This window comes from Nocardioides koreensis, assembly GCF_039531775.1.
In the GTDB taxonomy this organism is placed as follows: domain Bacteria; phylum Actinomycetota; class Actinomycetes; order Propionibacteriales; family Nocardioidaceae; genus Nocardioides; species Nocardioides koreensis.
Window position 1 is genome coordinate 68,793 of sequence record NZ_BAAAQR010000010.1, and the last position, 21,060, is coordinate 89,852.

At 72.3% G+C, this 21,060-nt stretch carries 21 protein-coding genes and 1 tRNA gene; 15 read left to right on the plus strand and 7 right to left on the minus strand.

Features of this window, described 5'->3' with window-relative positions:
- Positions 1 to 51: 51 nt before the first annotated feature.
- The 3 genes from ABD268_RS15745 to ABD268_RS15755 all read right to left on the minus strand — a co-directional run bounded on the left by ABD268_RS15745 (position 52) and on the right by ABD268_RS15755 (position 3,498).
- Entirely contained in the window at positions 52 to 1,911 is a 1,860-nt protein-coding gene (locus ABD268_RS15745; RefSeq protein ID WP_344154204.1) for a bifunctional metallophosphatase/5'-nucleotidase, read from the minus strand.
- A 177-nt stretch (positions 1,912 to 2,088) separates the two neighbouring features.
- Positions 2,089 to 2,859, minus strand: a complete 771-nt coding sequence (locus tag ABD268_RS15750) for a hypothetical protein (RefSeq protein ID WP_344154206.1) — start codon at positions 2,857 to 2,859, stop codon at positions 2,089 to 2,091.
- An 18-nt stretch (positions 2,860 to 2,877) separates the two neighbouring features.
- Entirely contained in the window at positions 2,878 to 3,498 is a 621-nt protein-coding gene (locus ABD268_RS15755) for a SatD family protein (protein WP_344154209.1), read from the minus strand.
- A gap of 199 nt (positions 3,499 to 3,697) precedes the next feature.
- On the opposite strand from ABD268_RS15755, the gene ABD268_RS15760 reads away from it, so the two are divergent.
- The 3 genes from ABD268_RS15760 to ABD268_RS15770 all read left to right on the plus strand — a co-directional run bounded on the left by ABD268_RS15760 (position 3,698) and on the right by ABD268_RS15770 (position 6,761).
- Entirely contained in the window at positions 3,698 to 5,641 is a 1,944-nt protein-coding gene (locus ABD268_RS15760; protein ID WP_344154212.1) for a helix-turn-helix transcriptional regulator, read from the plus strand.
- A 147-nt stretch (positions 5,642 to 5,788) separates the two neighbouring features.
- The gene (locus ABD268_RS15765; protein ID WP_344154215.1) at positions 5,789 to 6,103 is read left to right on the plus strand and encodes a YdhR family protein; all 315 of its coding nucleotides are present in this window, start codon (positions 5,789 to 5,791) and stop codon (positions 6,101 to 6,103) included.
- 106 nt (positions 6,104 to 6,209) lie between these two features.
- On the plus strand, positions 6,210 to 6,761 hold the full coding sequence (locus tag ABD268_RS15770; protein WP_344154218.1) for a GNAT family N-acetyltransferase: 552 nt from the start codon (positions 6,210 to 6,212) through the stop codon (positions 6,759 to 6,761).
- Positions 6,762 to 6,991: 230 nt separating this feature from the next.
- Here ABD268_RS15770 and ABD268_RS15775 read toward each other — a convergent pair.
- Positions 6,992 to 7,065 (minus strand) — tRNA-Pro (locus tag ABD268_RS15775).
- A gap of 154 nt (positions 7,066 to 7,219) precedes the next feature.
- Between ABD268_RS15775 and ABD268_RS15780 the strand changes: the two genes are divergently transcribed.
- Positions 7,220 to 8,635, plus strand: coding sequence for an MBL fold metallo-hydrolase RNA specificity domain-containing protein (locus ABD268_RS15780; protein ID WP_344154221.1), 1,416 nt, complete (start codon positions 7,220 to 7,222; stop codon positions 8,633 to 8,635).
- Between the two features lie 51 nt (positions 8,636 to 8,686).
- Positions 8,687 to 9,601 carry a phosphotransferase gene (locus ABD268_RS15785; RefSeq protein WP_344154223.1) on the plus strand — a complete coding sequence of 305 codons (915 nt, stop codon included), beginning with the start codon at positions 8,687 to 8,689 and terminating at the stop codon, positions 9,599 to 9,601.
- Positions 9,602 to 9,611: 10 nt separating this feature from the next.
- Here ABD268_RS15785 and ABD268_RS15790 read toward each other — a convergent pair whose 3' ends face one another.
- On the minus strand, positions 9,612 to 10,016 hold the full coding sequence (locus tag ABD268_RS15790; protein ID WP_344154225.1) for a pyridoxamine 5'-phosphate oxidase family protein: 405 nt from the start codon (positions 10,014 to 10,016) through the stop codon (positions 9,612 to 9,614).
- Between the two features lie 206 nt (positions 10,017 to 10,222).
- Between ABD268_RS15790 and ABD268_RS15795 the strand changes: the two genes are divergently transcribed.
- Positions 10,223 to 11,077 carry an NAD(P)-dependent oxidoreductase gene (locus tag ABD268_RS15795; protein WP_344154228.1) on the plus strand — a complete coding sequence of 285 codons (855 nt, stop codon included), beginning with the start codon at positions 10,223 to 10,225 and terminating at the stop codon, positions 11,075 to 11,077.
- A gap of 47 nt (positions 11,078 to 11,124) precedes the next feature.
- On the opposite strand, the gene ABD268_RS15800 is transcribed toward ABD268_RS15795, so the two are convergent.
- Together ABD268_RS15800 and ABD268_RS15805 are read right to left on the minus strand one after the other, a co-directional pair.
- Positions 11,125 to 12,381, minus strand: coding sequence for a DUF1501 domain-containing protein (locus ABD268_RS15800; protein ID WP_344154231.1), 1,257 nt, complete (start codon positions 12,379 to 12,381; stop codon positions 11,125 to 11,127).
- Between the two features lie 5 nt (positions 12,382 to 12,386).
- Positions 12,387 to 13,847: a DUF1800 domain-containing protein gene (locus ABD268_RS15805; protein ID WP_344154234.1), complete on the minus strand. Its 1,461-nt coding sequence runs from the start codon at positions 13,845 to 13,847 to the stop codon at positions 12,387 to 12,389.
- A 221-nt stretch (positions 13,848 to 14,068) separates the two neighbouring features.
- Here ABD268_RS15805 and ABD268_RS15810 point away from each other — a divergent pair, with 221 nt between their 5' ends.
- The 9 genes from ABD268_RS15810 to ftsR all read left to right on the plus strand — a co-directional run bounded on the left by ABD268_RS15810 (position 14,069) and on the right by ftsR (position 21,047).
- Positions 14,069 to 15,430, plus strand: coding sequence for a hemolysin family protein (locus tag ABD268_RS15810; protein ID WP_344154237.1), 1,362 nt, complete (start codon positions 14,069 to 14,071; stop codon positions 15,428 to 15,430).
- Entirely contained in the window at positions 15,427 to 16,476 is a 1,050-nt protein-coding gene (locus ABD268_RS15815) for a hemolysin family protein (protein WP_344154240.1), read from the plus strand. Before ABD268_RS15810 ends, ABD268_RS15815 begins: the two co-directional genes overlap by 4 nt.
- Positions 16,477 to 16,605: 129 nt before the next feature.
- On the plus strand, positions 16,606 to 17,208 hold the full coding sequence (gene clsA / locus ABD268_RS15820; RefSeq protein ID WP_344154243.1) for a cardiolipin synthase ClsA: 603 nt from the start codon (positions 16,606 to 16,608) through the stop codon (positions 17,206 to 17,208).
- The gene (locus ABD268_RS15825) at positions 17,201 to 18,079 is read left to right on the plus strand and encodes a DUF881 domain-containing protein (protein WP_344154246.1); all 879 of its coding nucleotides are present in this window, start codon (positions 17,201 to 17,203) and stop codon (positions 18,077 to 18,079) included. The genes clsA and ABD268_RS15825 overlap by 8 nt, the downstream gene beginning before the upstream one ends.
- A complete protein-coding gene (locus tag ABD268_RS15830; protein WP_344154249.1) occupies positions 18,076 to 18,408 on the plus strand; it encodes a small basic family protein in 333 nt (110 codons plus the stop codon). The genes ABD268_RS15825 and ABD268_RS15830 overlap by 4 nt, the downstream gene beginning before the upstream one ends.
- On the plus strand, positions 18,401 to 19,186 hold the full coding sequence (locus ABD268_RS15835; RefSeq protein ID WP_344154252.1) for a DUF881 domain-containing protein: 786 nt from the start codon (positions 18,401 to 18,403) through the stop codon (positions 19,184 to 19,186). The genes ABD268_RS15830 and ABD268_RS15835 overlap by 8 nt, the downstream gene beginning before the upstream one ends.
- 44 nt (positions 19,187 to 19,230) lie before the next feature.
- The gene (gcvH, locus tag ABD268_RS15840; protein ID WP_344154255.1) at positions 19,231 to 19,617 is read left to right on the plus strand and encodes a glycine cleavage system protein GcvH; all 387 of its coding nucleotides are present in this window, start codon (positions 19,231 to 19,233) and stop codon (positions 19,615 to 19,617) included.
- A gap of 148 nt (positions 19,618 to 19,765) precedes the next feature.
- Positions 19,766 to 20,293 (plus strand): zinc-ribbon and FHA domain-containing protein, encoded by a 528-nt coding sequence (locus tag ABD268_RS15845; RefSeq protein WP_344154258.1) that lies wholly within the window; start codon positions 19,766 to 19,768, stop codon positions 20,291 to 20,293.
- Positions 20,294 to 20,300: 7 nt separating this feature from the next.
- The gene (ftsR, locus tag ABD268_RS15850; RefSeq protein WP_344154261.1) at positions 20,301 to 21,047 is read left to right on the plus strand and encodes a transcriptional regulator FtsR; all 747 of its coding nucleotides are present in this window, start codon (positions 20,301 to 20,303) and stop codon (positions 21,045 to 21,047) included.
- Positions 21,048 to 21,060: the final 13 nt, after the last annotated feature.

Genomic DNA, 21,060 nt, shown 5'->3' on the forward strand with positions numbered 1-21,060 from the left:
CGCTCCCGGGTGGGAGCGAGGGCCCTCGTGTGCAGCCGGACGACCGGTCGGTCAGGGCTGCTGGGTGATGCGGTCGGTGGGCGTGGGGCTCACCGGGTCGTGCGCGAGCAGGTACGAGCGGAGCGAGTCGATGTCGAGCCCGCCGATGAGCTTGGCCGTCCCCTCCTTGAAGGTGGCGAAGCCGTCACCGCCGTCGGAGAGGAAGTTGTTGGCCACGACGCGGTACGTCGTACCGTCCTCCAGCGCCACCATCGGCGTCGCCGGGTCGCCGTCGGCGTCCACCATCACGGACCCGGGCACCAGGGCGTCGGTGTCCGCGAGCGCGGCGTCCGAGGTGTCCCAGGTGTAGGTGAGGCCGGAGACCTGGAGGATCTTCTTCGAGCCCTCGTTGCCGCCGTTCCACTGCTCGTTGAGCAGCGCCTTGATCTGGGCGCCGGTCAGGTCCATCGACACGACGAAGTTGTTGAACGGCTGCACCGAGAACGCCTTGCCGTAGGTCACCTCGCCCTGCTCGTTCTCCACCAGGTCGGCGCGGATGCCGCCGGGGTTCATCAGCGCGATGACCGGCTTCTGGCCGGAGCCCGTGACGACGCTGCTGTCCGCCTTCTGCGCGTCGGCGATCAGGTTGCCCAGCGGCGAGTCCCCACCGTCGGCGTCGGCCGTCCGGGTGATCTGGCTGCCCGGCTCGATGTGGCCGATGACCTCGTTCTCGATCGGCGCGACCAGCGTCTTGTAGGTGTCGATCAGCGAGAGCAGGTCGCCCGCCGGCGTCACGGTGCTGTCGTTGCGGACGATCATGTTCCGCGCGTACTCCGCCGGACGCACGATGTCGTGGGTCCTCGGGTCGATCAGCAGGTGCAGCTTGGAGACCATGCGGCCGAACGACGAGGCGCTGGTGAGCAGCCGCGGGTTGCCCGCCGGGTCGTCCACGACGCAGTTGTAGGCCTGGTGCGTGTGGCCCGAGACGACGGCGTCGATGGCCGGGTCCAGGTTCTGCGCGATGTCGAGCGCCGGGCCGCTCGAGGCGGTGCAGTCGTTGTACGCCGTGGGGTCGGCGGGGGCGACGCCCTCGTGCAGCAGCACCACGATCGACTTGACGCCCTTGGCACGCAGCTTGGGCACCAACGCGTTCGCGGTCTCGACCTCGTCGGTGAACGTGACGCCCTGGATGCCCGCCTGGCTGACGATCGAGGCGGTGCCCTCCAGCGTCATGCCGATGAAGGCGACCTTCTGCCCCTTGACCTTGAAGATCTTGGTGCCGGGGAAGACGGTCTCGTGGCCGCCGTGTGCCGCCGGGTCGTCGAACTTCGCGTTGGCGGAGAGGTACTGGAACTTCGCGCCCTCGAAGTCCTGGCCGGCGGGGCAGGAGTCCTGGCCGTTGGCGCCGTCGCCGTCGTCGAGACAGCCGCCGTGCTGCATGCGCTTGAGCTCGCGGTAGCCCTCGTCGAACTCGTGGTTGCCGACCGAGGTGACCTGCAGGCCGATCCGGTTCATCGCCTTGATCGTGGGCTCGTCGTGGAAGGCCGCCGACAGCAGCGGCGAGGCGCCGATCAGGTCACCCGCGGCGACGGTGATCGGGACCGCGCCGTTCGCGCGCGAGGTCTTGCGCTCGTCGCGGATCTTCCGGGCGAGGTACGCCGCGCCGCCGGCGGGCGTGTTGTTGATCCGGCCGCTGGAGCTGGTGGACGGCACCGTCTCGAGGTTGCCGTGGAAGTCGTTGAGCGCGAGCAGGTCGAGCTTGACGAAGTCCTTGGTGTTGGACTTCTGGAGGTGGGTGTAGACGCTCTTGGCGTCCGGCCCGGACGGTCGAGCAGCCGTGGCGCTGGATCCAGCGACCGTGCTGATCCCGAGTGCCAGCGTGGACAGCGCGACGACCGAGAGTGCGCTGAGCCGGCGACCATGGAATGGCATGCAGAACTCCTTGTGGGTGAGAGGTCCCCGGAACCGTAACCCGCCTCACACTCCTCAGGGCACAACTCACGCAACGTGTGTGCGGCGGGGAGATGTCGGGGTCGGTGCGTCCGGTGGCTCGGGTGGGCGAGTGAAGCGTTGTGCTTCACCATGGGATAGTTCAGGAACTGGCTTGATTCAGGCCAGGTGGATGAGCGCGGCGCCGCCGAGGGCGAGCAGCCAGCTGGCGAAGCTGCCGATGAGGAAGTACTCGGTGACGTCGCTGGGCCCGTCCTGAGGAGCACCTCGGTCGCCGCGCCGCTGCGCGCGCTGGAGCTCCGGGAAGCGCAGCAAGCCCTTCGCCGCCACCACCACGGCGGCGGCGGTCAGGGCGCCGAGCGCTCCCAGCGCGACGACGAAGACGCGCTCCATCGGCCCGAGGACCCGCCCGCCCTTCAGCTGCTTCTCGTTGGTCGTGGCCGGGACGCCGACCGCGTCGAGGACCAGGCGCACGACGATGTTGGCGGTCGCCAGCTGGGCCGCCAGGACACCGAGGGCGACCACCACCGCGGGCGTCGGCCAGTGCGCCACGAGGGTGCGGTCGAGCCAGGCCGGCCACCCCGGAACCCGGTCCACGGCCTGGATGCCGAGGACGGCGATCGCGGTGCCCGCCAGCGCCGAGAGGAGCGCGAGGTTCCGGCACCGGCCGCGCCGCCGACCGGACGCTGCGGGCGTGAGCGCCGCGTCGGAGGCCACCAGCCAGCCGGCCAGGCATCCGCCGAGGAGGGCGACCAGCAGGAGGGCCCAGCCCGCGGAGGGCCGGAGCGTCATGACGCCAAGCAGCAGGACCAGCCAGCCTGCTCCGAGGCACGCCGTACGTCGGCGGTGCCCGACCGTGTCGTGGGAGGCCCGGCCGAGGTCACAGACGCCCAGGGCGGCCAGCCACACACCCACCAGGGCCAGGCTCACGGGCGGTCCTCCTCGGCGTCAGTCCTGAGCGTCCGCCGTCTCGGCGAAGCTGCGATGAGCCTCGCGCACGGCGCCGACACCCCGCGCGAACTGCTGGCTGACCGCGGACCGGCTGATCCCCTCGGTCGCGGCGATGTCGGCCTGGCTCTCGCCCCTCAGCGCGGCCGCGAGGAGCCGGTGCCCGCGGTCCCCGAGCCGGTCGACCAGGGCGTCGCGGGTCAGCAGGAACGCGTTGACCCGCCCGGCGTCCGGCCCGACGTACCAGGTCCGCTCGGTCGAGCGTCGGGGCCGGGAGAGGACCTCGAGCGCCTCCCGGGCGGACCACCAGCCGGGGCCGTCCTGCAGCAGTGGCCGTCGCCCTCCGTCGTGGACGGTGACCTCGCCGTGCCCCAGGCCGCACCGGACGTCCACCGTCGGCAGCAGGACCAGCCGGACGAGCAGGGCCGCGAGGGCGGCGTCGGCGACGGTCGTGAAGGCACCCTGGAACTCGTCCCCGACCGTCGGCTCGAGCACCTGCGCGGCCTCGACCAGGCCCGCCACCTCGTGGAGCGCGGCGCCGATCCGCTCCTGGGCGGCGGCACGGTCGTCGAGACGACGGGAACCCACCACGTCGCCGATCAGCGTGTACATCGCGGTCATGCGGTTGAGCATATGTCTTAACTTCTCAGAAGTTAAGGTTCAGGGTTGATCGACGGGCCTCGACTCCGGCGGGGCGGGTGACCTGCTGCGGCCCTGGGCACCGGTCCCCGGGACTGGTCTCGGCCAGTGACGGCGCGACGCCGGGAAGGCCTCCGCCGGGGCCATTCCCGCGGGCAGGTCTGCGATCTAGCATGCGGGAATGAGCCCGTCCCCATCCGAGGGGTCCGTGTCGGAGCGTCTGGCGGCCGCAGCGGCCTTCGCGCTCATCGGCCGCGCGGAGGAGCGCTCACGGCTCACCGAACTGCTGGCCCCGGAGGGGCCTGCCGCCGTCTTCGTGCACGGTCCCGGTGGGATCGGCAAGACGACGCTGGTCACCGGCACGCTGGCGTCCCTGCCGCTGAGGACGATCACACTCGACGCACGCCAGGTCGAACCCACCGAGCCGGGAGCTCTGGCCGCGCTCGGCGCCGCCCTCGGCGCGCCGGCACCGTCATCGGCGCCCGCGGCCGCCCACGAGATCGCGGCCGCGGGCGCCGACGTCCTCGTGATCGACAGCTTCGAGCGCCTCAACCTGCTCGACGGGTGGATCAGGAACGAGCTGGCCAGCGCTCTACCAGCCACCGTCACCGTGCTCCTGGTGGGCCGGCGTGGCCCGAACGTCGCCTGGCGCACCGCTCCCGGCTGGCGGACCCTGCTGGCCGAGCTGGTGGTGGGACCCATGACCGGCCACGACGTCGACCTGCTGCTCGCCGCGCACGGCGCCCGGGGTGACGACGCCGACCGGATACGGACCTTCGCACGCGGACATCCGCTGGCTGCCGTGGTCGCCGCCGAGGCGCTGGCTCGCCATCCCGGTCTTCCGCTCGGGTCCGGGGCGCCGGCCGACGTGGTCGAGGAGCTGTTCGCGGTGATCCTCGACGACCTGCCGCCACGGGAGCGGGCCACCGTGGAGGCGGTGTCGGTGCTGCGACGCGTGACCGTGCCGCTGCTGGCCGCGGTCGTCGACGGGCAGGACGTCGAGGAGGCCTGGCGGACCCTGCGGCGTCTGCCGTTCACCACCACCACCGCCACCGGTCTCGAGCTGTCCGGTGTGGCAGCGCCCGTCCTGCTCGAGGCGCTGGAGCTGCGCGACCCGCTCCGGGTGCGAGGGCTGCGGGCACGGGCCGCCCGGGCCGTCCTCGACTCCCTGCCCGTGGGCCCGGACTGGCAGAGCACCGCCGACCTGCTCCACCTGGTGCAGAACCCGATGATCCGCAACGCTTACGCGCCGCCGGGGATGCTGCAGCACCCGGCCGAGCAGGCCCGGGCCGAGGACCATGACGAGATCGTGGCCATAGCCCGGCGGACCACCGGTGAGGAGTCCGCTCGGCTGGCCGAGCGCTGGTGGCAGATGCGGCAGGAGGACTTCTCCGTGGTGCGGGGCGGCAACGGCGAGGTCGCCGGCTTCTCGGTCGTCGCCACCCTCGATCCCGACGACGGGCCGCCCGAGGACCCCGCCCTCCGGGCCGTGGTCGGCCATCTGCGGCGCGACCCCATGCCGCCGGGGGCGCGGGCCGTGGTGCTTCGGTGGGCACTGGGCAGCAGGCACGGCGAGCAGCCCAGCCCCGAGGTGGCGACGCTCGTGGTCGACCTCAAGCGGACCTATCTCGAGCTGCGACCGACTCTTCGCCGGGTCTACACCGTCGTCGCGGACTGGTCCGTCGCGGCGCCGGTACTGCGGGTGATGGGCTTCGACCCGCTGGAGGAGGTCCACGTGGGCGACCGGCGATTCGTCCTCGCGCGCCTGGACTTCGGGCCAGGTGGCGTGGACGCCTGGATCGGTCGGCACGTCCTCGCCGAGCAGCTGGCACCGTCCTCCGCAGCAGCGGTCGGAGATGTCGGTCCAGCCGGCAGCCCGGCGTACGCCGTCCCGGAGCCGGGCCGGGCCACGGCCGACCGGCACTCCGTGCTGGCGCTGACTGCCCGGGAGCGAGAGGTGCTGGCGCTGCTCGCCGAAGGGATGACGAACGCCCAGCTGGCCCGGACCCTCTTCATCAGCGAACGCACCGCCAACCGGCACGTCAGCAACATCTTCACCAAGCTCGGCGTGCACAACCGGACCCAGGCGACCCGGGCCGCGACGGCCGCGGGACTGACCGGCTGAGCGTCATCAGCGCGGCCGGGCCGGCCTGTCCGGCGGACGCTCCATCCGTGGATGGAGCGTCGAATGGAGCGTTCACCCGATGAACGGACGGGGGTGGAATTCCTACCGTCGGAGGACGTCAGATCCACTCCGATGAGAGGAACCACCGTGCACATCCGCATCGTCACCTTCAGCCTCGCCGTCCCCGCCGATGACTACGTCCGTCTGGCCACGGACGTCGCGCCCGCGTTCGCTTCGTGGCCGGGACTGGTGGGCAAGTGGTGGCTGGGCGACGCCGCCTCCGGGACGTACGGCGGCGTCTACCTCTTCGCCAGCCGGGAGCACGCCGATCGGTCACGGGACACCGATCTGTTCCGGGGCATGCACACCAACCCGGCCCTGAGAGACGTCAGGGTCCGGGAGTACGACGTCCTCCAAGCCCCCACCGCCGTCACCACCCCGATCCCGCACGGCGCCCGATGAGGCCGCCGCCGGTGCCGCAGCGGTTGTCCCGCGCCCCTGGCCGAATGAGTCCCATCGCCGCACCGATGACCACCTCACCCATCACCATCCCCGAGAAGGAATCCGCATGAACATCGCATCCCTCACCCGCGTCACCGTCCCCGCACCCGTCCCCCGCGCAGTCAGCGGGGACGTGGAGCTGCGGCCGCTCCGGCCGGGTGACTCTGCCGCCGTGCTCGCTGTCTTCGCCGGGATGAGTCCTCGGTCGCGCGAGCTTCGGTTCCTGGCGCCGAAGCCGCGACTCTCCACCGCGGACGTGCGGCGGCTCACCGCAGTCGACCGGCGTGACCACGTCGCCCTCCTGGCCACGTCGGCACACAAGCCGATCGGCATCGCGCGGTTCATTCGTGATCGCAACGACCCCGAGTCCGCTGAGGTGGCGGTGGCGATCGTGGACCACTGGCACCACCAGGGTGTCGGCAGCACGCTGTTGGACGCGCTGGTCCAGCGCGCCGTCGAAGTCGGCGTGCGACGTTTCACCGCGCTGGTGTCGCACGACAACACGGCCGTCCACCGGCTGCTGCACCGGTCCGCGAGCGGTCTGTCCCGTATCGGCATGGACCGCTGGACCGTGGAGTACGCCATGTCGCTGGAGGGAGAGCGCCATGAGGAGGGCTGAGGATCCTCGCGACCCTCGACCCCCAGGTCGGGGCTCGTCTCGGTGAGGGAGAACCGTTTGTGCAGCCGGGTCCGCCCCCGATGCGGGTCTCGGCGGGAACCGGGCGCCCTGGACCGCCAGGACGTCGACGGCAGGCGTTGTCGGAAGGTCCGTGACGAATCGGCGAGGCCCAGCCAGACAAAACCGCCTCTGACCTGCGATTCCGCAGGTCAGAGGCGGTTTTTGTTCGGTCGGGCTGACAGGATTTGAACCTGCGACCCCTTGACCCCCAGTCAAGTGCGCTACCAAGCTGCGCCACAGCCCGAAGGCCTTCCGTGGAAGGCCGCGTGAACACTATCGCAGCCCGGCCGAGGAACCGGAATCGGGCTCGCCACAGGCCCGGGGGAGTGTCGGACGGCCGCGATCGGGGATGACCAAGGGCCCTGCCCGGGGGTCGTACGCCGTGCCGAGACTGGGCCATGACCAGCCCCGTCCTGACCTTCCTGGGTGCCGCCGGCACGGTGACGGGGAGTCGTTTCCTGATCGAGCACGACGAGACCCGGGTGCTCGTCGACTGCGGGCTCTACCAGGGGCTCGCGAACCTCCGGCGCCGCAACTGGGAGACGCTCCCGATCGACGCCGCCAGCATCGACGCGGTCGTGGTGACCCACGCGCACCTCGACCACTGCGGCTACCTCCCGAAGCTGGTGCGCGACGGGTTCGGGGGCCGGATCGTGTGCACCGAGGACACCGCCGAGCTCGCGACCATCGTGCTGCGCGACAGCGCCCGCCTGCAGGAGGAGGACGCGGCGTACGCCAACGACGTCGGCTTCTCCAAGCACCACCCCGCGCTGCCGCTCTACGACGCCGGGGACGTCGAGAAGACCCTGCCCCTGCTGGAGCGGGTGGAGTTCCTGCAGCCCACCGAGGTCGCGCCCGGCGTCGTGGTCACGCTCCAGCCCGCCGGCCACATCCTCGGCTCGGCCACGGCCTTGGTCGAGGTCGACGGGGCCAGCGCGCTCTTCAGCGGTGACCTCGGCCGCACCGGGCACCCGCTGCTGCGCCCGCCGACGGACCCACCGGCCGCGGACGTCGTGGTGGTGGAGTCGACGTACGGCGACCGGCGCCACCCGCCGCGAGACCCGCAGGTCCTCGCAGGCGCCGTCCGGCGGACGGTCGGCCGGGGCGGCAGCGTGCTGATCCCCGCCTTCGCCGTGGACCGCACCGAGCTGGTGATCCTCGAGCTCACGCGGCTGATGCACGCGGGGGAGATCCCACGGGTGCCGATCTTCGTGGACAGCCCGATGGCCCTCGCGGCGCTGGCGGTCTACCGGCGCGCGGTGCGGCAGGAGTCGGTGCAGCTGCGCGACGAGGTGCGCGGCGCGCACGGCATCCTCGAGGACACCGACCTCCACGCGATCCGGGACGCGACCGCCTCCCAGCGGCTCAACCGCCCCACGGTGCCGTGCATCATCATCTCCGCCTCCGGGATGGCCACCGGCGGTCGTGTCGTCCACCACCTCGCCCAACAGCTGCCGGACCCCCGCAACTGCGTCGTGCTCACCGGCTACCAGGCCGTGGGCACCCGCGGGCGCCAGCTCCAGGAGGGGGCCCGCCAGGTCAAGATGCACGGACGGTACGTGCCGGTGCGCGCCGAGATCGTCGACGTCCAGGACTTCTCGGTGCACGCGGACGCCGACGAGATGGTCCGCTGGATCGGCCGCATGCCCACCCCGCCCGACAACGTGTACGTCGTCCACGGCGAGCCGCACGCGGCGGCCACCCTCGCCGCCCGCATCGACGACGAGCTCGGCTGGTGCGCGGTGGTGCCGAGGTACGGCGAGCGGGTGCGGGTCGGCGGCACCCTCCCGGCGCCCGCGGTGCCGCAGGGCTGAGCCTCGACAAACCCGGGGCGCGGTCGCCCCGGCGCGTCGTACCGTCGCGCTGTGCATCCCACCTGGCAGGACCCGTGGTGGGTCGAGGGCGCCCACGCCTGGATCGACGGTCGGCTCGACGCGCTCGGCCTCGCCCGCACCGGTGACATCGAGCAGCCCCACGTCTACGAGTGGTCGACCGTGATGCGGGTCCCGACGGCCGGCGGGGACGTCTGGTTCAAGGCCAACCACGACGCGCTGCGCCACGAGGCCGCCCTGGTCGAGCTGCTCTCGCGGCGCCGGCCCGACGTCGTGCCGCCGCTGCTGGCCCGCGACGGCGAGCACGGCTGGATGCTGATGGGCCACGCGGGCGAGCAGCTGCGGGCGCTGGTCCCGGTCGAGCGCAGCCTCGACCGGTGGTGCGACGCGCTCGCGGCGTACGCGCGCGTCCAGCTCGCCATGGTCGACGACGTGGACGAGCTCCTCGCTCTGGGGGTGCCCGACATGCGGCTGGCGCTGCTGCCCGGGAAGCTCGAGCGGCTCCTGGTCGAGATCGACGCCGAGCCGCGGTTCCACGAGGGCGTGCCGCGCGTCGCCGACCTCTGCGAGGAGCTGGCGGCCTTCGGGATCCCCGACACGATCCAGCACGACGACCTCCACGACGGCCAGGTCTTCGTGCGCGACGGCCGCCACCTCGTCCTCGACTGGGGCGACGCGTGCGTCACCCACCCCTTCCTCTCCCTGGCGGTGACCCTCGAGGGCGTGATCGCCTGGGGGCTGGACGACGTCGAGGACTCCGTGGACACCGCGCCGTTCCGCGACGCCTACCTCGGCCCCTTCGCCGAGAGGTACGACGGGGACCTCGCCGCGGCCTGCGAGATCGCGGTCCGGCTCGGCTGGGCGTGCCGGGCCGTCAACGGCCACCTCGACAGCGACGTGGCCCACACGCGCACGCGGCTGCGGATGTGGCTCGACGGGCGCGCCTGAGCTCCGGCCGTCAGTGCTCGAGGCGGAACGCGCGGCCGCTCACCGACGTGGGGCGGATCTCCACGACGTTGTACTTCACCGTCCCGAGCCAGGGGCGCAGGCCGATCTCGTCGGCCCGGTGCTCCTCGTCCTCCTCCAGGCGGCGGGCCCTCCCGCGCAGCACGACGCTGTGCGCGCTGCGCTCGTCGTAGTCGTCGATCTCGAAGACGACGTCGGGGTGCATCACGACGCCGAGGAGCTTGTCGCCCTCGGCGGTCCGGAACAGCAGCCGGTCCCCGTCGACCGCGTAGTTGACCGGGACCAGGTGGACCTCGTCACTCATCCGGAACGCCAACCGGCCGAACTCCGCCTCGCGCAGCAGCTCCCAGCACTCCTCGTGGGAGAGCACGGTCACGACGTCGTCGTCGTAGGTCATGTCCCCATCCTCGCTCGCCGACCGTAGCCGCGTCAGTCGCCAGTCCCGATGGTCACGCTCGCAGCGCCGAGGGTGCCCATGCCCGAGGATGGACCGGTCCCGGGCTCGCGGGACAGGGGAGCACGTCCCGCCCGCGGCAGACCTTGGGCCCGCTCACCGGCCACGTAGGTTCGGGGGAGCGAACCGCACCCGACGAGAGGACCCCGATGACCGTCCAGCCCACCGTCGCACTCCTCGGCACCGGCACCATGGGGGCCGGCATGGCGCGCAACATCGCGGCCGCCGGGCTCCCGCTCCGGGTGTGGAACCGGACCGCGGAGCGGGCCGAGCCGCTCGCCGGCGTGGCCACGGTCGCCGGCAGCGTCGCCGAGGCCGTCGACGGCGCCGACGTCGTGCTGACGATGCTGTACGACGCCGACAGCGTCGCGGCCACCATGGAGGAGGCCCGGGGCAAGCTCGGGGCGGACGCGATCTGGCTGCAGCAGAGCACGGTCGGCATCGCCGGCACCGAGCGGCTGGCGAGGCTCGCCGACGAGCTCGGCGTCGCCTTCGTGGACGCGCCGGTCCTCGGCACCAAGAAGCCGGCGGCGGACGGCGCCCTGGTGGTGCTGGCCTCCGGCCCGCAGCAGGTCCGCGACCGGCTCGCACCCGTGCTCGACGCCATCGGCAGCCGCACCATGTGGGTCGGCGAGGCCGGCGCCGGCTCCCGGCTCAAGCTCGCCGCGAACGCCTGGGTGTTCACCGTGGTCGAGGGGGTCGCCGAGTCGCTGGCCCTGACCCGCGACCTCGGGCTGGACCCGCGGCTGTTCCTCGAGGCGGTCCAGGGCGGCGCGCTGGACGCGCCGTACGTCCAGCTCAAGGGCGGCGCGATGCTGGACGGCTCCTTCGACCCGGCGTTCGCGCTCTCCGGGGCGCTGAAGGACGCCGAGCTGATCCTGGAGGCCGGCCGCAGCGCCGGGCTCGACCTGGCCGCGCTTCCCGGGATCCGCGAGCACTTCGCCCGGGCGGTCGAGGCGGGGCACGGCGACCTCGACATGGCCGCCACCTACCTCGAGCACTGATCTCGACAGGCTCGATCAACGAGGGGCGGCTCGATCAACGAAGGGCGCTACTGGCCCGACATCACGCCCACGCGCTCGCGCCGGAAGCCCGGGAACACCGTGCTCGTCGAGGCGCCGAACCGGGCGGCGACCACCTCCGCCAGCACGCTGCGGTAGTCGGTGGTCACCAGCAGGTCGGAGTCGACGTCGCCCTGGAGCCCCGGCCAGGTCCCGTAGTAGGCGCCGCCCCGCACCCCGGCGCCGGCCACGAACATCACGTTGCCGTAGCCGTGGTCCAGGCCCATGTTGGCGTTCTCGGCGACCCGGCGGCCGAACTCGCTGAGCGCCACGAGCGTCACCGTGTCGGCCAGCTGCCCCAGATCGGTGAAGAACGCCGCCACGGCCGAGGCGAGCTCGCCGGCGTTGCGCACCATCCGGCCGCGCTCCACGGTGCCGAGGTCGGAGTGCATGTCCCACTCGCCTTGGTCGACCGTGATCACCTCCACCCCCACGTCCCCGCGGATCACCCGCGCCACCGCGGCCATCGCCCTGCCCAGGTCGCCGTCGGGGTACGACGCGCCGTGCGCCGGCGTCGCGCTGGTCGCCCGGACCGGGTCGAACCCGTCGACGGAGGCGAACGTCGCCTGCATCGCCCGGCCGAGCGAGCTGGTGTCGGCGTCCCAGAGCGTCCGCAGCGACCGGCGCCGCTCACCGTGGTCCCACTGGTCCTCACCGGCGATGCTGACGCTGTCGAGGTTGCCGGCGGCCATCACCGGCTCGGGGCCGTAGAGGGACGCCGGCACGGTGCCGTTGCCCAGGTTGAAGCCCTGGAGGGGGGAGCGGCCGGCGTCGGTCCCGATCAGCCGGTTCAGCCAGCCGACCCGGGTGGTCGAGCCGGGGTTCGCGTCCTCGACCTCCTCCATGGCGGCGAAGTGGGACCGGTTGGGAGCCGGCAGCCCGGTCGCGTGGACGGCCGCGAGGCTGCCCGCCTGCCACAGCGGCACGAGCGGCCCGAGCTCCGGGTGCAGCCCGAACTGCGCATCCTTCACCAGCAGCCGATCGGCGGGTACGGCGATCCGCGGCCGGGCGCTGTAGTAGACGGGGTCCGCGTGCGGCACCACCAGGGAGAGCCCGTCGGCCGCCCCGCGCAGCGAGAGCACCACCAGGACCGAGGATGCGGGAGTGGCGGCCGCCGCCGACGTGCGCACCACCGCGGAGCCGAACGCGGTGCTCGCACCCGCGACCGTGAGGGCCCCGGCGAGCAGGCCGCGCCGGCTCAGCGCGGCGTACTCCCGGCAGCAGGGTGGGGTGGGGGAGGGCGTCATGGTCGTCACCTGGTCAGGAAGGCGGGGGAGTCGAGGAAGGTACTGAGCAGGCGCGGCATCCCCCACTTCACCAGCGGGTGGTCCCGGGTGATCACCTCGCCGGGCGCCAGGCCGGTGGCCTCGCAGCACGCGCGCAGCAGCCTCGACGTCGATCGTCGGTGCAGCAGCCGCTGGGAGAGATGGTCGACGAGGACGTCGAACCGCACCCGGTCCTGGGGCAGCCACGAGCGGGGCGACCGGTAGGTGATGCCCTCCGAGGGCCACCAGCCCCCGCTCATCGCCAGGTGCGCGTTCATCGACGCGAGCAGGCGCGAAGGCGAGGACCACGACTGGTTGTCGATCGGCTGGCCGTCGGGCCGCGGCCACGAGAACGGCATCGTCCCCATGTCGGCCACCTGCCAGAGCATCTGGTTGGCGGCGTCCTTCCCGGTGGTGGGCCGGGCCACCGACACCCCGAGGGCGCGGTACGTCGCGACCAGGTCCTCACCCGGGTCACGCACCTTGGCGCCCACGGCGTCCCGGAACTCCGCGGACGACACCAGCGCCCGCAGCACCGGCACGATCGCGGTGTGGTGGTCGAGGTAGACCCGGGCGAGCCGGTCCACCAGCGAGTCGGAAGGGTCGTCGCCGACGAACTTCACGGCCAGCCGCCGGGCCAGGCGGGCGGCGGTGGCCGGGTGGTGGGCGAGGTAGCGCAGGTAGCGGCGGGTCAGGTCCCGCCCGTCGGCGGCGGCGTTGGCGTCGGAGAAGCCCATCACCGTGACCGTGCCGCGCGAGTGCCGGCTCGCGTCGTACGACGGCGCCCACGTGTCCCACATGTCGACGGTCCAGCCGGTGAGGATGCGGGCGCTGTCCTTGACGTCGTCCTCGTCGTACTCGCCGCGACCGACGGTGTGCAGCTCCAGCAGCTCCCGGCCGAGGTTCTCGTTGGGGTGCCTGGCCGTCGAGACGGCGTTGTCGAGGTAGACCAGCATCGCCGGGTGCGCGACCGCGGCGTGGAGCAGTTGGTCGAACCGGCCCAGCGCCCCGGCCCGGATCGTGTCGCCGTAGTCGGTGCGGTGCACGAAGTGGGCGTCCCCGACGGCGGGCACGTTGAGGTGGTTCTCCCAGAACTCCGTCATCACCTCGAGCAGCTGGCGGCGCGAGGTCATCCGCCGCATCAGCACCCAGCGTTCGTAGTCGAGCATGACCTCCCAGCCGCCCTCGGTGCCGGAGACCTGGCGCTGCCACAGCGCGGCGGGTTGCCGAGACAGGCTCGGCCACCAGTCGCGGAGGCCGGCGACACCGGGGTCGGAGACCCGGCCCGGGGAGAGCTGCCGGTCGAACCAGGCCCGGGGGCCGCCCTGCCGCCGCACCTGCCGGGCCAGCGCCGGCGTCACGCCGTACGAGAACCGGCCGACCAGGTGCCGACCGCGCGCCGGCAGCAGCGGGTCACCGCGGAAGTGGGCGGGGGTGTAGGTCGCCATGCGTCGTGCTCCCGGATGCGAACGCTTCTGGACCACCGCAGGGTACGAGCCCAGGGCCGCCGCTGTCCGGGGAACGCGCGGGATCGCCCGCATGCGCTGATCGCGTCGGCCGCCCGGTAGAGTTCGTGGCCCGATCGCCCCCGCACGTAAGGATCACGAGCTCCTCCGATGGACGGCTCTCAAAGTCGCCCGCTCTCCCCGATGTCTGGGGGAGGGCGCCGATGACCGCGTGGATCCTGTTGGCCGCGGCGCTGCTGCTGATCGCCGCCTGTGGCGTCTTCGTGGCCGCCGAGTTCTCCTTCGTGACCGTCGACCGCAGCAAGGTCGAGCAGGCCGCGAGCGAGGGTGACGGCAAGGCCCGGGGGCTGCAGCAGGCGCTGCGCAGCCTCTCGACCCAGCTCTCCGGCGCCCAGGTGGGCATCACGGTCACGAACCTCGCCATCGGATTCCTGGCCGAGCCGGCGATCGCCACGCTCATCGACGGGCCGCTCGAGGCCGTCGGCGTGCCCACGGGCGCGGTGGCGCCGGTCGCGGTCGGCATCGGCCTGACCGTGGGCACAATCCTCACGATGATCTTCGGTGAGCTGGTGCCGAAGAACCTCGCGCTCGCCAAGCCGATGGAGGTCGCGCGGGCCACGCAGCGGTTCCAGCGCACCTTCACCGCGGTCAACCGGATCCCGATCCGGCTGCTGAACGGCTCGGCGAACGCGTTCGTCCGCAGGCTCGGGATCGAGCCGCAGGAGGAGCTGCGGTCGGCGCGCAGCTCCACCGAGCTGGCCTCGCTGATCCAGCGCTCGGCGGTCCAGGGCACGCTCGACGCCGACACCGCCGAGCTGATGGAGCGGTCGGTGGAGTTCGGCTCCCGCACCGCGGGCGAGATCATGACGCCCCGGGTCCGCACCACCAGCCTCGAGATCAACGACCGGGCGAGCGACGTGATGGAGCTGGCGCGGCAGACCGGCCACTCGCGCTTCCCGGTCCTCGACGCCGACGAGGGCGTGGTGGGCACAGTCCACGTCAAGAACGCCGTGGCGCTGCCGGTCCACGAGCGCCCCACTACCAAGGTCAAGCACCTGATGGCCAAGCCGATCGTGGTGCCCGACTCGCTGCGGCTCGACCCGCTGCTGGCCCTGCTGCGCAAGGACGGCTTCCAGATGGCGGTCGTGCTCGACGAGTACGGCGGCCAGGCCGGCATCGTCACGCTCGAGGACGTCGTCGAGGAGATCGTGGGCGACATCGCCGACGAGCACGACCGGCTCGGTGCGCGGGCCCGCCAGCGCCGGGACGGCAGCTGGACGCTGTCCGGGCTGCTGCGCCCCGACGAGGTCGAGGACCTCACCGGCGTCGCCCTGCCCGACCACGAGGACTACGACACCATCGCCGGGCTGGTGCTGCGCGCGCTCGGCCGGGTGCCCGAGCCCGGGGACCTCGCCGAGGTCCCGGTGCCCGACAACTCCGACCCCGACGAGCCGCGCGAGAAGCTCGCGATCCTGACCGTCGAGCGGATGGACGGGCGCCGGATCGACCGGGTCGGCCTGCGCGTGCTCGAGGGCGTGGAAGACCAGACGGAGGGGGAGTCATGAGCCCTCCGATCGCCCTCCTCGTCGCCGTCCTGCTGCTGCTCGGCAACGCCTTCTTCGTGGCCGCGGAGTTCGCGCTGGTCTCGGCTCGTCGTACCCAGATCGAGCCGCGCGCCGAGGCCGGGTCCCGCATCGCCCGCACCACGCTGCGCGCGATGGAGAACATCTCCCTGGTCATCGGCGTCAACCAGCTCGGGATCACCGTGTGCTCGTTGGTCCTCGGTGCCGTCGGCGAGCCCGCGGTCTCGCACCTGCTGGAGCCGGTGCTGCACGCCGCGCACGTCCCGGAGTCCTTCCTGCACCCGATCGCCTTCGTCGTCGGGCTCGCGATCGTGGTCTACCTGCACGTGGTGATGGGGGAGATGATCCCCAAGAACCTCGCGCTGGCCGGCCCCGACCGGGCAGCGCTCGCCCTGGGGCCGCCGATCTGGTTCGTCGTCAAGCTGCTCCGGCCGGTCATCGTCGTGATCAACGCGGTCGCCGCCGGCGTGCTGCGCCTGGCCGGGGTCAAGCTGATGGACGAGGTCAGCTCGACGTACACCCGCGAGGAGGTGGCCGCGCTGGTCGAGGAGTCCCGCGGCGAGGGCCTGCTCGAGGCCGACGAGTACGACCGCCTCGCGGGCGCGCTCGGCTTCACCGAGAAGACAGTCGAGTCGGTGCTGATGTCCACCGACACGCTCACCACGCTGCCGCGCGGCTCGACCGCCGCCGACGTGGAGGCGCTGTGCGCGGCCACCGGGTTCAGCCGGTTCCCGGTCGAGGGCGCCGACGGCGAGCTGCTGGGCTACCTGCACATCAAGGACGTCCTGGAGCCCGACGAGACCCGTCGCGAGCGCCCGATCGACGACAAGTGGATCCGCCCGTTCGCCACGGCCGCGGTCGCCGACAGCCTGCACGACACGCTCGAGACGCTGCAGCGCCGGGGCGCGCACATGGCGCGGGTGGTCGACACCACCGGCGTGACACTGGGCCTCGCCACCCTGGAGGACGTGATCGAGGAGCTGGTGGGCGAGATCCGCGACGCCGCCCATCTCGAGGAGCACGTCTGACCCGCCCCCGCAACGCCGCGGGTGTGTGGCACGGAGACGTGGTCCCGGTGGATAAGGTGTGTCGGGGGGCCACCTGTGTCCCCCGGGGACGAGTCACGTCCTCTTCCGAACGGCGAGAAGCAGGCACCTGTGGCGGATGACCCGACGCGCGAGAACCGCGTGTGGACCCTCCCCAACCTGCTCAGCCTGATCCGGCTGGCGGGCGTGCCCGTCTTCCTGTGGCTGGTGCTCGGTCCCGAGGCCGACGGCCTGGCGCTCGGGCTGCTGGTGGTCTCCGGCATCACCGACTTCCTGGACGGTTGGCTGGCCCGGCGTCTCAACCAGACCTCGGTGGTCGGGCAGATCCTCGACCCGGTCGCCGACCGGCTCTACATCCTCGCGGTCGTGGTCGCGCTCGCGCTGCGCGACATCATCCCGTGGTGGATCGCGCTGCTGCTGCCGCTGCGCGACCTGCTGATGTGGGGACTCGTGCCGCTGCTGCGCACCCGCGGCTACAGCGCGCTCCCGGTCCACTTCCTCGGCAAGGCCGCCACGTTCAACCTGCTCTACGCCTTCCCGCTGCTGCTGCTCGGCGACGGCGACGGCGTCGTCGCCACGCTGGCGAAGGTCTTCGGCTGGGCGTTCGCGGTGTGGGGCATCGGGCTCTACTGGTGGGCCGGCGTGCTCTACGCCTGGCAGGTGCGCAAGCTCCTGGCGACGACCGAACGGCGTACGGCGGTCCGCGATGCCTGACCACTCGGCGCGGACCGACGTGCAGCTGCCGGCGCGCGTGACGATGCCGCTGCTCACCCTGATCACCCAGCAGTCGCTGGACGAGGACTACCTGCACGTCGCCGAGCGTCGGGCCGCCGGCGCGCCGCCCCCGCCCCGCCGGCTCCCGCACCGGACGGCGGCGGTCGTGATCGCGGTGTTCGGCATCCTGGTGACCACCGCCGCGGTCCAGACCTCGCGCAACGCCGACATCACCGACGCCGGGCGGGCCACGCTGGTCTCGCAGATCGGGGACCGGCGGGCCACGCTGTCCGAGCTGCAGGACCGCATCGTCCGGGACCGGGAGCGCAACGTCGGGCTGGAGCAGCGGCTCAACCAGGTCACCAGCACCGAGGAGGAGGCCTCCTCCCGGGTGCGGCGCCTCGAGACCGTCGCGGGCTTCATCCCGGTGACCGGCGAGGGTGTCCGGGTCGTCGTCGACGACGCCCCCAACGGGGACGCCACCCAGGCGGTGCGCGACGAGGACCTCGCCAAGCTCGTGGACGGCCTGTGGTCGGCCGGGGCCGAGGCGATCGCGATCAACGGCTACCGGCTGACCGTGCTCAGCGCCATCCGCAACGTCAACGTCGCCATCCACGTCAACAGCCGGCCGCTGACCCCGCCGTACACTGTCGAGGCGATCGGGGACACCAGGACCATGCAGGCGAACCTGCTGGACAGCACCCTGGGCAGCGAGTTCTTCAGCCTGGCCGAGCAGCTGGGCTTCGTGTACTCCATGCACAACGTGGACGAGCTCTCGCTGCCCGCGGCCCGCTTCCCGCGGCTCCGGTCGGTGCAGGCGGGGACGTCGGCAGACCAGAAGACCCACATGGACGAGGAGACCAATCCGTGATCGCCGCGCTCGGGCTCTTGGTGGGCATCCTGCTGGGCCTCTGGTTCAGACCCGACGTCCCGTTGGGGCTGGAGCCCTACCTGCCCATCGCCGTGGTGGCCTCGCTGGACGCCGTCTTCGGTGGCCTGCGGGCCTACCTCGACGGGATCTTCGACGACAAGGTCTTCGTCGTCTCGTTCGTCAGCAACGTCGTCATCGCGGCCGCGATCGTCTACCTCGGCGACAAGCTCGGGGTGGGCGGGCAGCTGTCGACGGGCGTCATCGTCGTCCTCGGGATCCGTATCTTCTCCAACGTGGCGGCCATCCGCCGACACCTCTTCCATGCCTGAGACCTCCATGCCCGACACCTCCGCGCCCGAGGCCGAGCCCCGGCCCCCGGCCGGGCCCGGCACCGGCCGGCAGCGGCTGCGCACCGCGCTGATGAAGCCGTCCCGGGCGCAGGCGATCGTGGCCGTCCTGCTGGCGGTCGTCGGGTTCGCGGCCGTCACCCAGGTGCGCGCCAACGAGGTCGACAACACCTACGCCGGGCTGCGCGAGCAGGACCTGATCGACGTGCTGAACGGCCTCGCCGGGACCACCCAGCGCGCGGAGTCCGAGATCGCCCGGCTCGAGAGCACCCGTCGCGACCTCCAGAGCAGCACCGACTCCCGCCAGGCCGCCCTGGCCCAGGCCCAGGACCGAGCCGACACGCTGGCCATCCTCGCGGGGCTGGTGCCCGTGACCGGGCCCGGCATCCGGATCACCGTGACCGAGGAGAGCGCGCCGGTCGACGTCGACACCATGCTCGACACGATCCAGGAGCTGCGGGCCGCGGGGGCCGAGGCCATGCAGGTCAACGGCAAGGTGCGCATCGTCGCCCAGAGCTCGGTCGAGGAGGCCACGGGCGGGATCTACGTCGACGGCACGCTGCTGTCCGCGCCGTACGTCATCGACGTGATCGGGGAGCCGCACACCCTGACCGGAGGCATGACGTTCCTGCAGGGCCCCAAGGCGCAGTTCGAGGAGGACGGCCAGAGCGTCCAGATCGACGAGCTGCAGTCGCTCGACATCGAGAGCGTCCGCGAGCCCCAGCAACCGGACTACGCCCAGCCCGACAGCTCGCAGTAGCCTGCGTCCGACCCAGCAGCGACCGCTCACCGACAGGAGTCACCGTGTACCCCGACGACTTGAAGTACACCCCCGAGCACGAGTGGGTGCGCAGCCCCGGCGAGCACGACGGGTCGGTGCGCATCGGCATCACCCACTACGCCCAGGACGCGCTCGGTGACATCGTCTACGTCTCGCTCCCCGAGGTCGGAGACGCGGTCGAGGGTGGCAGCACCTGCGGCGAGCTGGAGTCGACCAAGTCGGTCAGCGACATCTACGCGCCGGTCTCCGGTGAGGTGGTCGCGCGCAACGACACGCTGGACGCGACGCCCGAGCTGGTCAACAACGACCCGTACGCCGGTGGCTGGCTCTTCGAGGTGGTCCCCACGGACGCCTCGCAGCTGGACTCCCTGCTGGACGCGGCCGCCTACCAGGCCACGCTCGAGGGCTGAGTGCGCCCGCGCGCCGCTGCCGTTGCCGCGCGCCCGGCTTGAACGCCCCGGCCGGACTGATACGTTTTGACCAACCGTCAACCTCAACCCGGCCCTGAGGGTTGGTCGTGGGTGATGTCGGCGGACGACCCGACCCGGAGGATGACCGATGCCGTTCTGCACAGCATGTGGCAAGCAGAACCCTGACGATGCCCGCTTCTGCTCCCAGTGCGGTACCCGCCTGGTGACTGCCGACTCCCCGGCCGGCGCGCCGACGGAGTCGGCGGGGGAGTCGACCGCGACGATCGCCATCGGCATGGGTGGCGAGAAGGTCGAGACGTCCGACCGCCAGCTCAACGCCGTGGACGCCGCTGCCGTCGACGCACTGCCCGCCGGGCACGCGCTGCTGGTGGTGCAGCGGGGCCCGGGATCGGGGAGCCGGTTCCTGCTCGACGCCGACGTGGTCAACGCCGGGCGGCACCCCGACAGCGAGATCTTCCTCGACGACGTGACGGTCTCGCGTCGGCACGCCGAGTTCCACCGCACGGGGGAGACCTTCACCGTCAGTGACGTGGGCAGCCTGAACGGCACCTACGTCAACCGCGACCGCATCGACCGGGTCCAGCTCAAGGACGGGGACGAGGTCCAGATCGGCAAGTACCGCCTGGTCTTCTTCTCCGGGCACGCGAGCGGCTGACGGCCGGATGGGTACGCCGTCGGCGACCGCGCCGTCCGGGGCATCCCGGGCGCGGATGAACATCGGGGAGGTCCTGGACCGGTTGCGTCCGGACTTCCCGGGCATCACCATCCCCAAGATCCGCTTCCTCGAGGACAAGGGCCTGATCAAGCCCGAGCGGACCCCGGCGGGGTACCGCAAGTTCTCCCACGACGACGTGGAGCGCCTGCGCTACGTGCTGCGCATGCAGCGCGACCACTACCTGCCGCTCAAGGTGATCGGCGAGCACCTCGACGCCATCGACCGGGGGCTCGAGCCGCCGCCGATCGAGGCGGTCGTCCCCACCGTGCCCCAGGTGGCGCTCGCGGCCGACGGGCTGCCCAGCGCGGAGTCCTTCACCCGCCGCGACGACCTGCGGCTCTCGCGCCGCGAGCTGGTCAAGATCGCGGAGATCTCCGAGGAGCTGCTCGACCAGCTCGAGCAGTACGGCCTGATCGCGGCACGCCCCGGGACCGGGCACTTCGACACCGACGCGCTGGTGATCGCCCGGACCGCCCGCGAGCTGGCTGACTTCGGCTTCGAACCGCGGCACCTGCGGGCCTTCAAGACCTCTGCCGACCGCGAGGTGGGCCTGGTCGAGCAGGTCGTGGCCCCGCACAAACGCGGCCGCGACGCGGCTGCGAAGGCACGCGCCGAGGAGGCCGTCAGCGAGATCGCGGCGCTGTCGGTGCGGCTGCACGCGACCCTGGTGAAGTCGGGACTGCGGACCTCCTGACCGCGCCCACCCC

Bases quoted from the DNA above. Each gene is read 5' to 3' on its own strand.
- ABD268_RS15745 (WP_344154204.1), bottom strand. From the start codon at position 1,911: ATGCCATTCCATGGTCGCCGGCTCAGCGCACTCTCGGTCGTCGCGCTG.
- ABD268_RS15755 (WP_344154209.1), bottom strand. From the start codon at position 3,498: ATGACCGCGATGTACACGCTGATCGGCGACGTGGTGGGTTCCCGTCGT.
- ABD268_RS15800 (WP_344154231.1), bottom strand. From the start codon at position 12,381: ATGACGCCCTCCCCCACCCCACCCTGCTGCCGGGAGTACGCCGCGCTG.
- ABD268_RS15795 (WP_344154228.1), top strand. From the start codon at position 10,223: ATGACCGTCCAGCCCACCGTCGCACTCCTCGGCACCGGCACCATGGGG.
- ABD268_RS15825 (WP_344154246.1), top strand. From the start codon at position 17,201: ATGCCTGACCACTCGGCGCGGACCGACGTGCAGCTGCCGGCGCGCGTG.
- ABD268_RS15845 (WP_344154258.1), top strand. From the start codon at position 19,766: ATGCCGTTCTGCACAGCATGTGGCAAGCAGAACCCTGACGATGCCCGC.
- ABD268_RS15835 (WP_344154252.1), top strand. From the start codon at position 18,401: ATGCCTGAGACCTCCATGCCCGACACCTCCGCGCCCGAGGCCGAGCCC.
- ftsR (WP_344154261.1), top strand. From the start codon at position 20,301: ATGGGTACGCCGTCGGCGACCGCGCCGTCCGGGGCATCCCGGGCGCGG.
- ABD268_RS15815 (WP_344154240.1), top strand. From the start codon at position 15,427: ATGAGCCCTCCGATCGCCCTCCTCGTCGCCGTCCTGCTGCTGCTCGGC.
- ABD268_RS15810 (WP_344154237.1), top strand. From the start codon at position 14,069: ATGACCGCGTGGATCCTGTTGGCCGCGGCGCTGCTGCTGATCGCCGCC.
- ABD268_RS15805 (WP_344154234.1), bottom strand. From the start codon at position 13,847: ATGGCGACCTACACCCCCGCCCACTTCCGCGGTGACCCGCTGCTGCCG.
- ABD268_RS15780 (WP_344154221.1), top strand. From the start codon at position 7,220: ATGACCAGCCCCGTCCTGACCTTCCTGGGTGCCGCCGGCACGGTGACG.
- ABD268_RS15790 (WP_344154225.1), bottom strand. From the start codon at position 10,016: ATGACCTACGACGACGACGTCGTGACCGTGCTCTCCCACGAGGAGTGC.
- ABD268_RS15760 (WP_344154212.1), top strand. From the start codon at position 3,698: ATGAGCCCGTCCCCATCCGAGGGGTCCGTGTCGGAGCGTCTGGCGGCC.
- ABD268_RS15770 (WP_344154218.1), top strand. From the start codon at position 6,210: ATGAACATCGCATCCCTCACCCGCGTCACCGTCCCCGCACCCGTCCCC.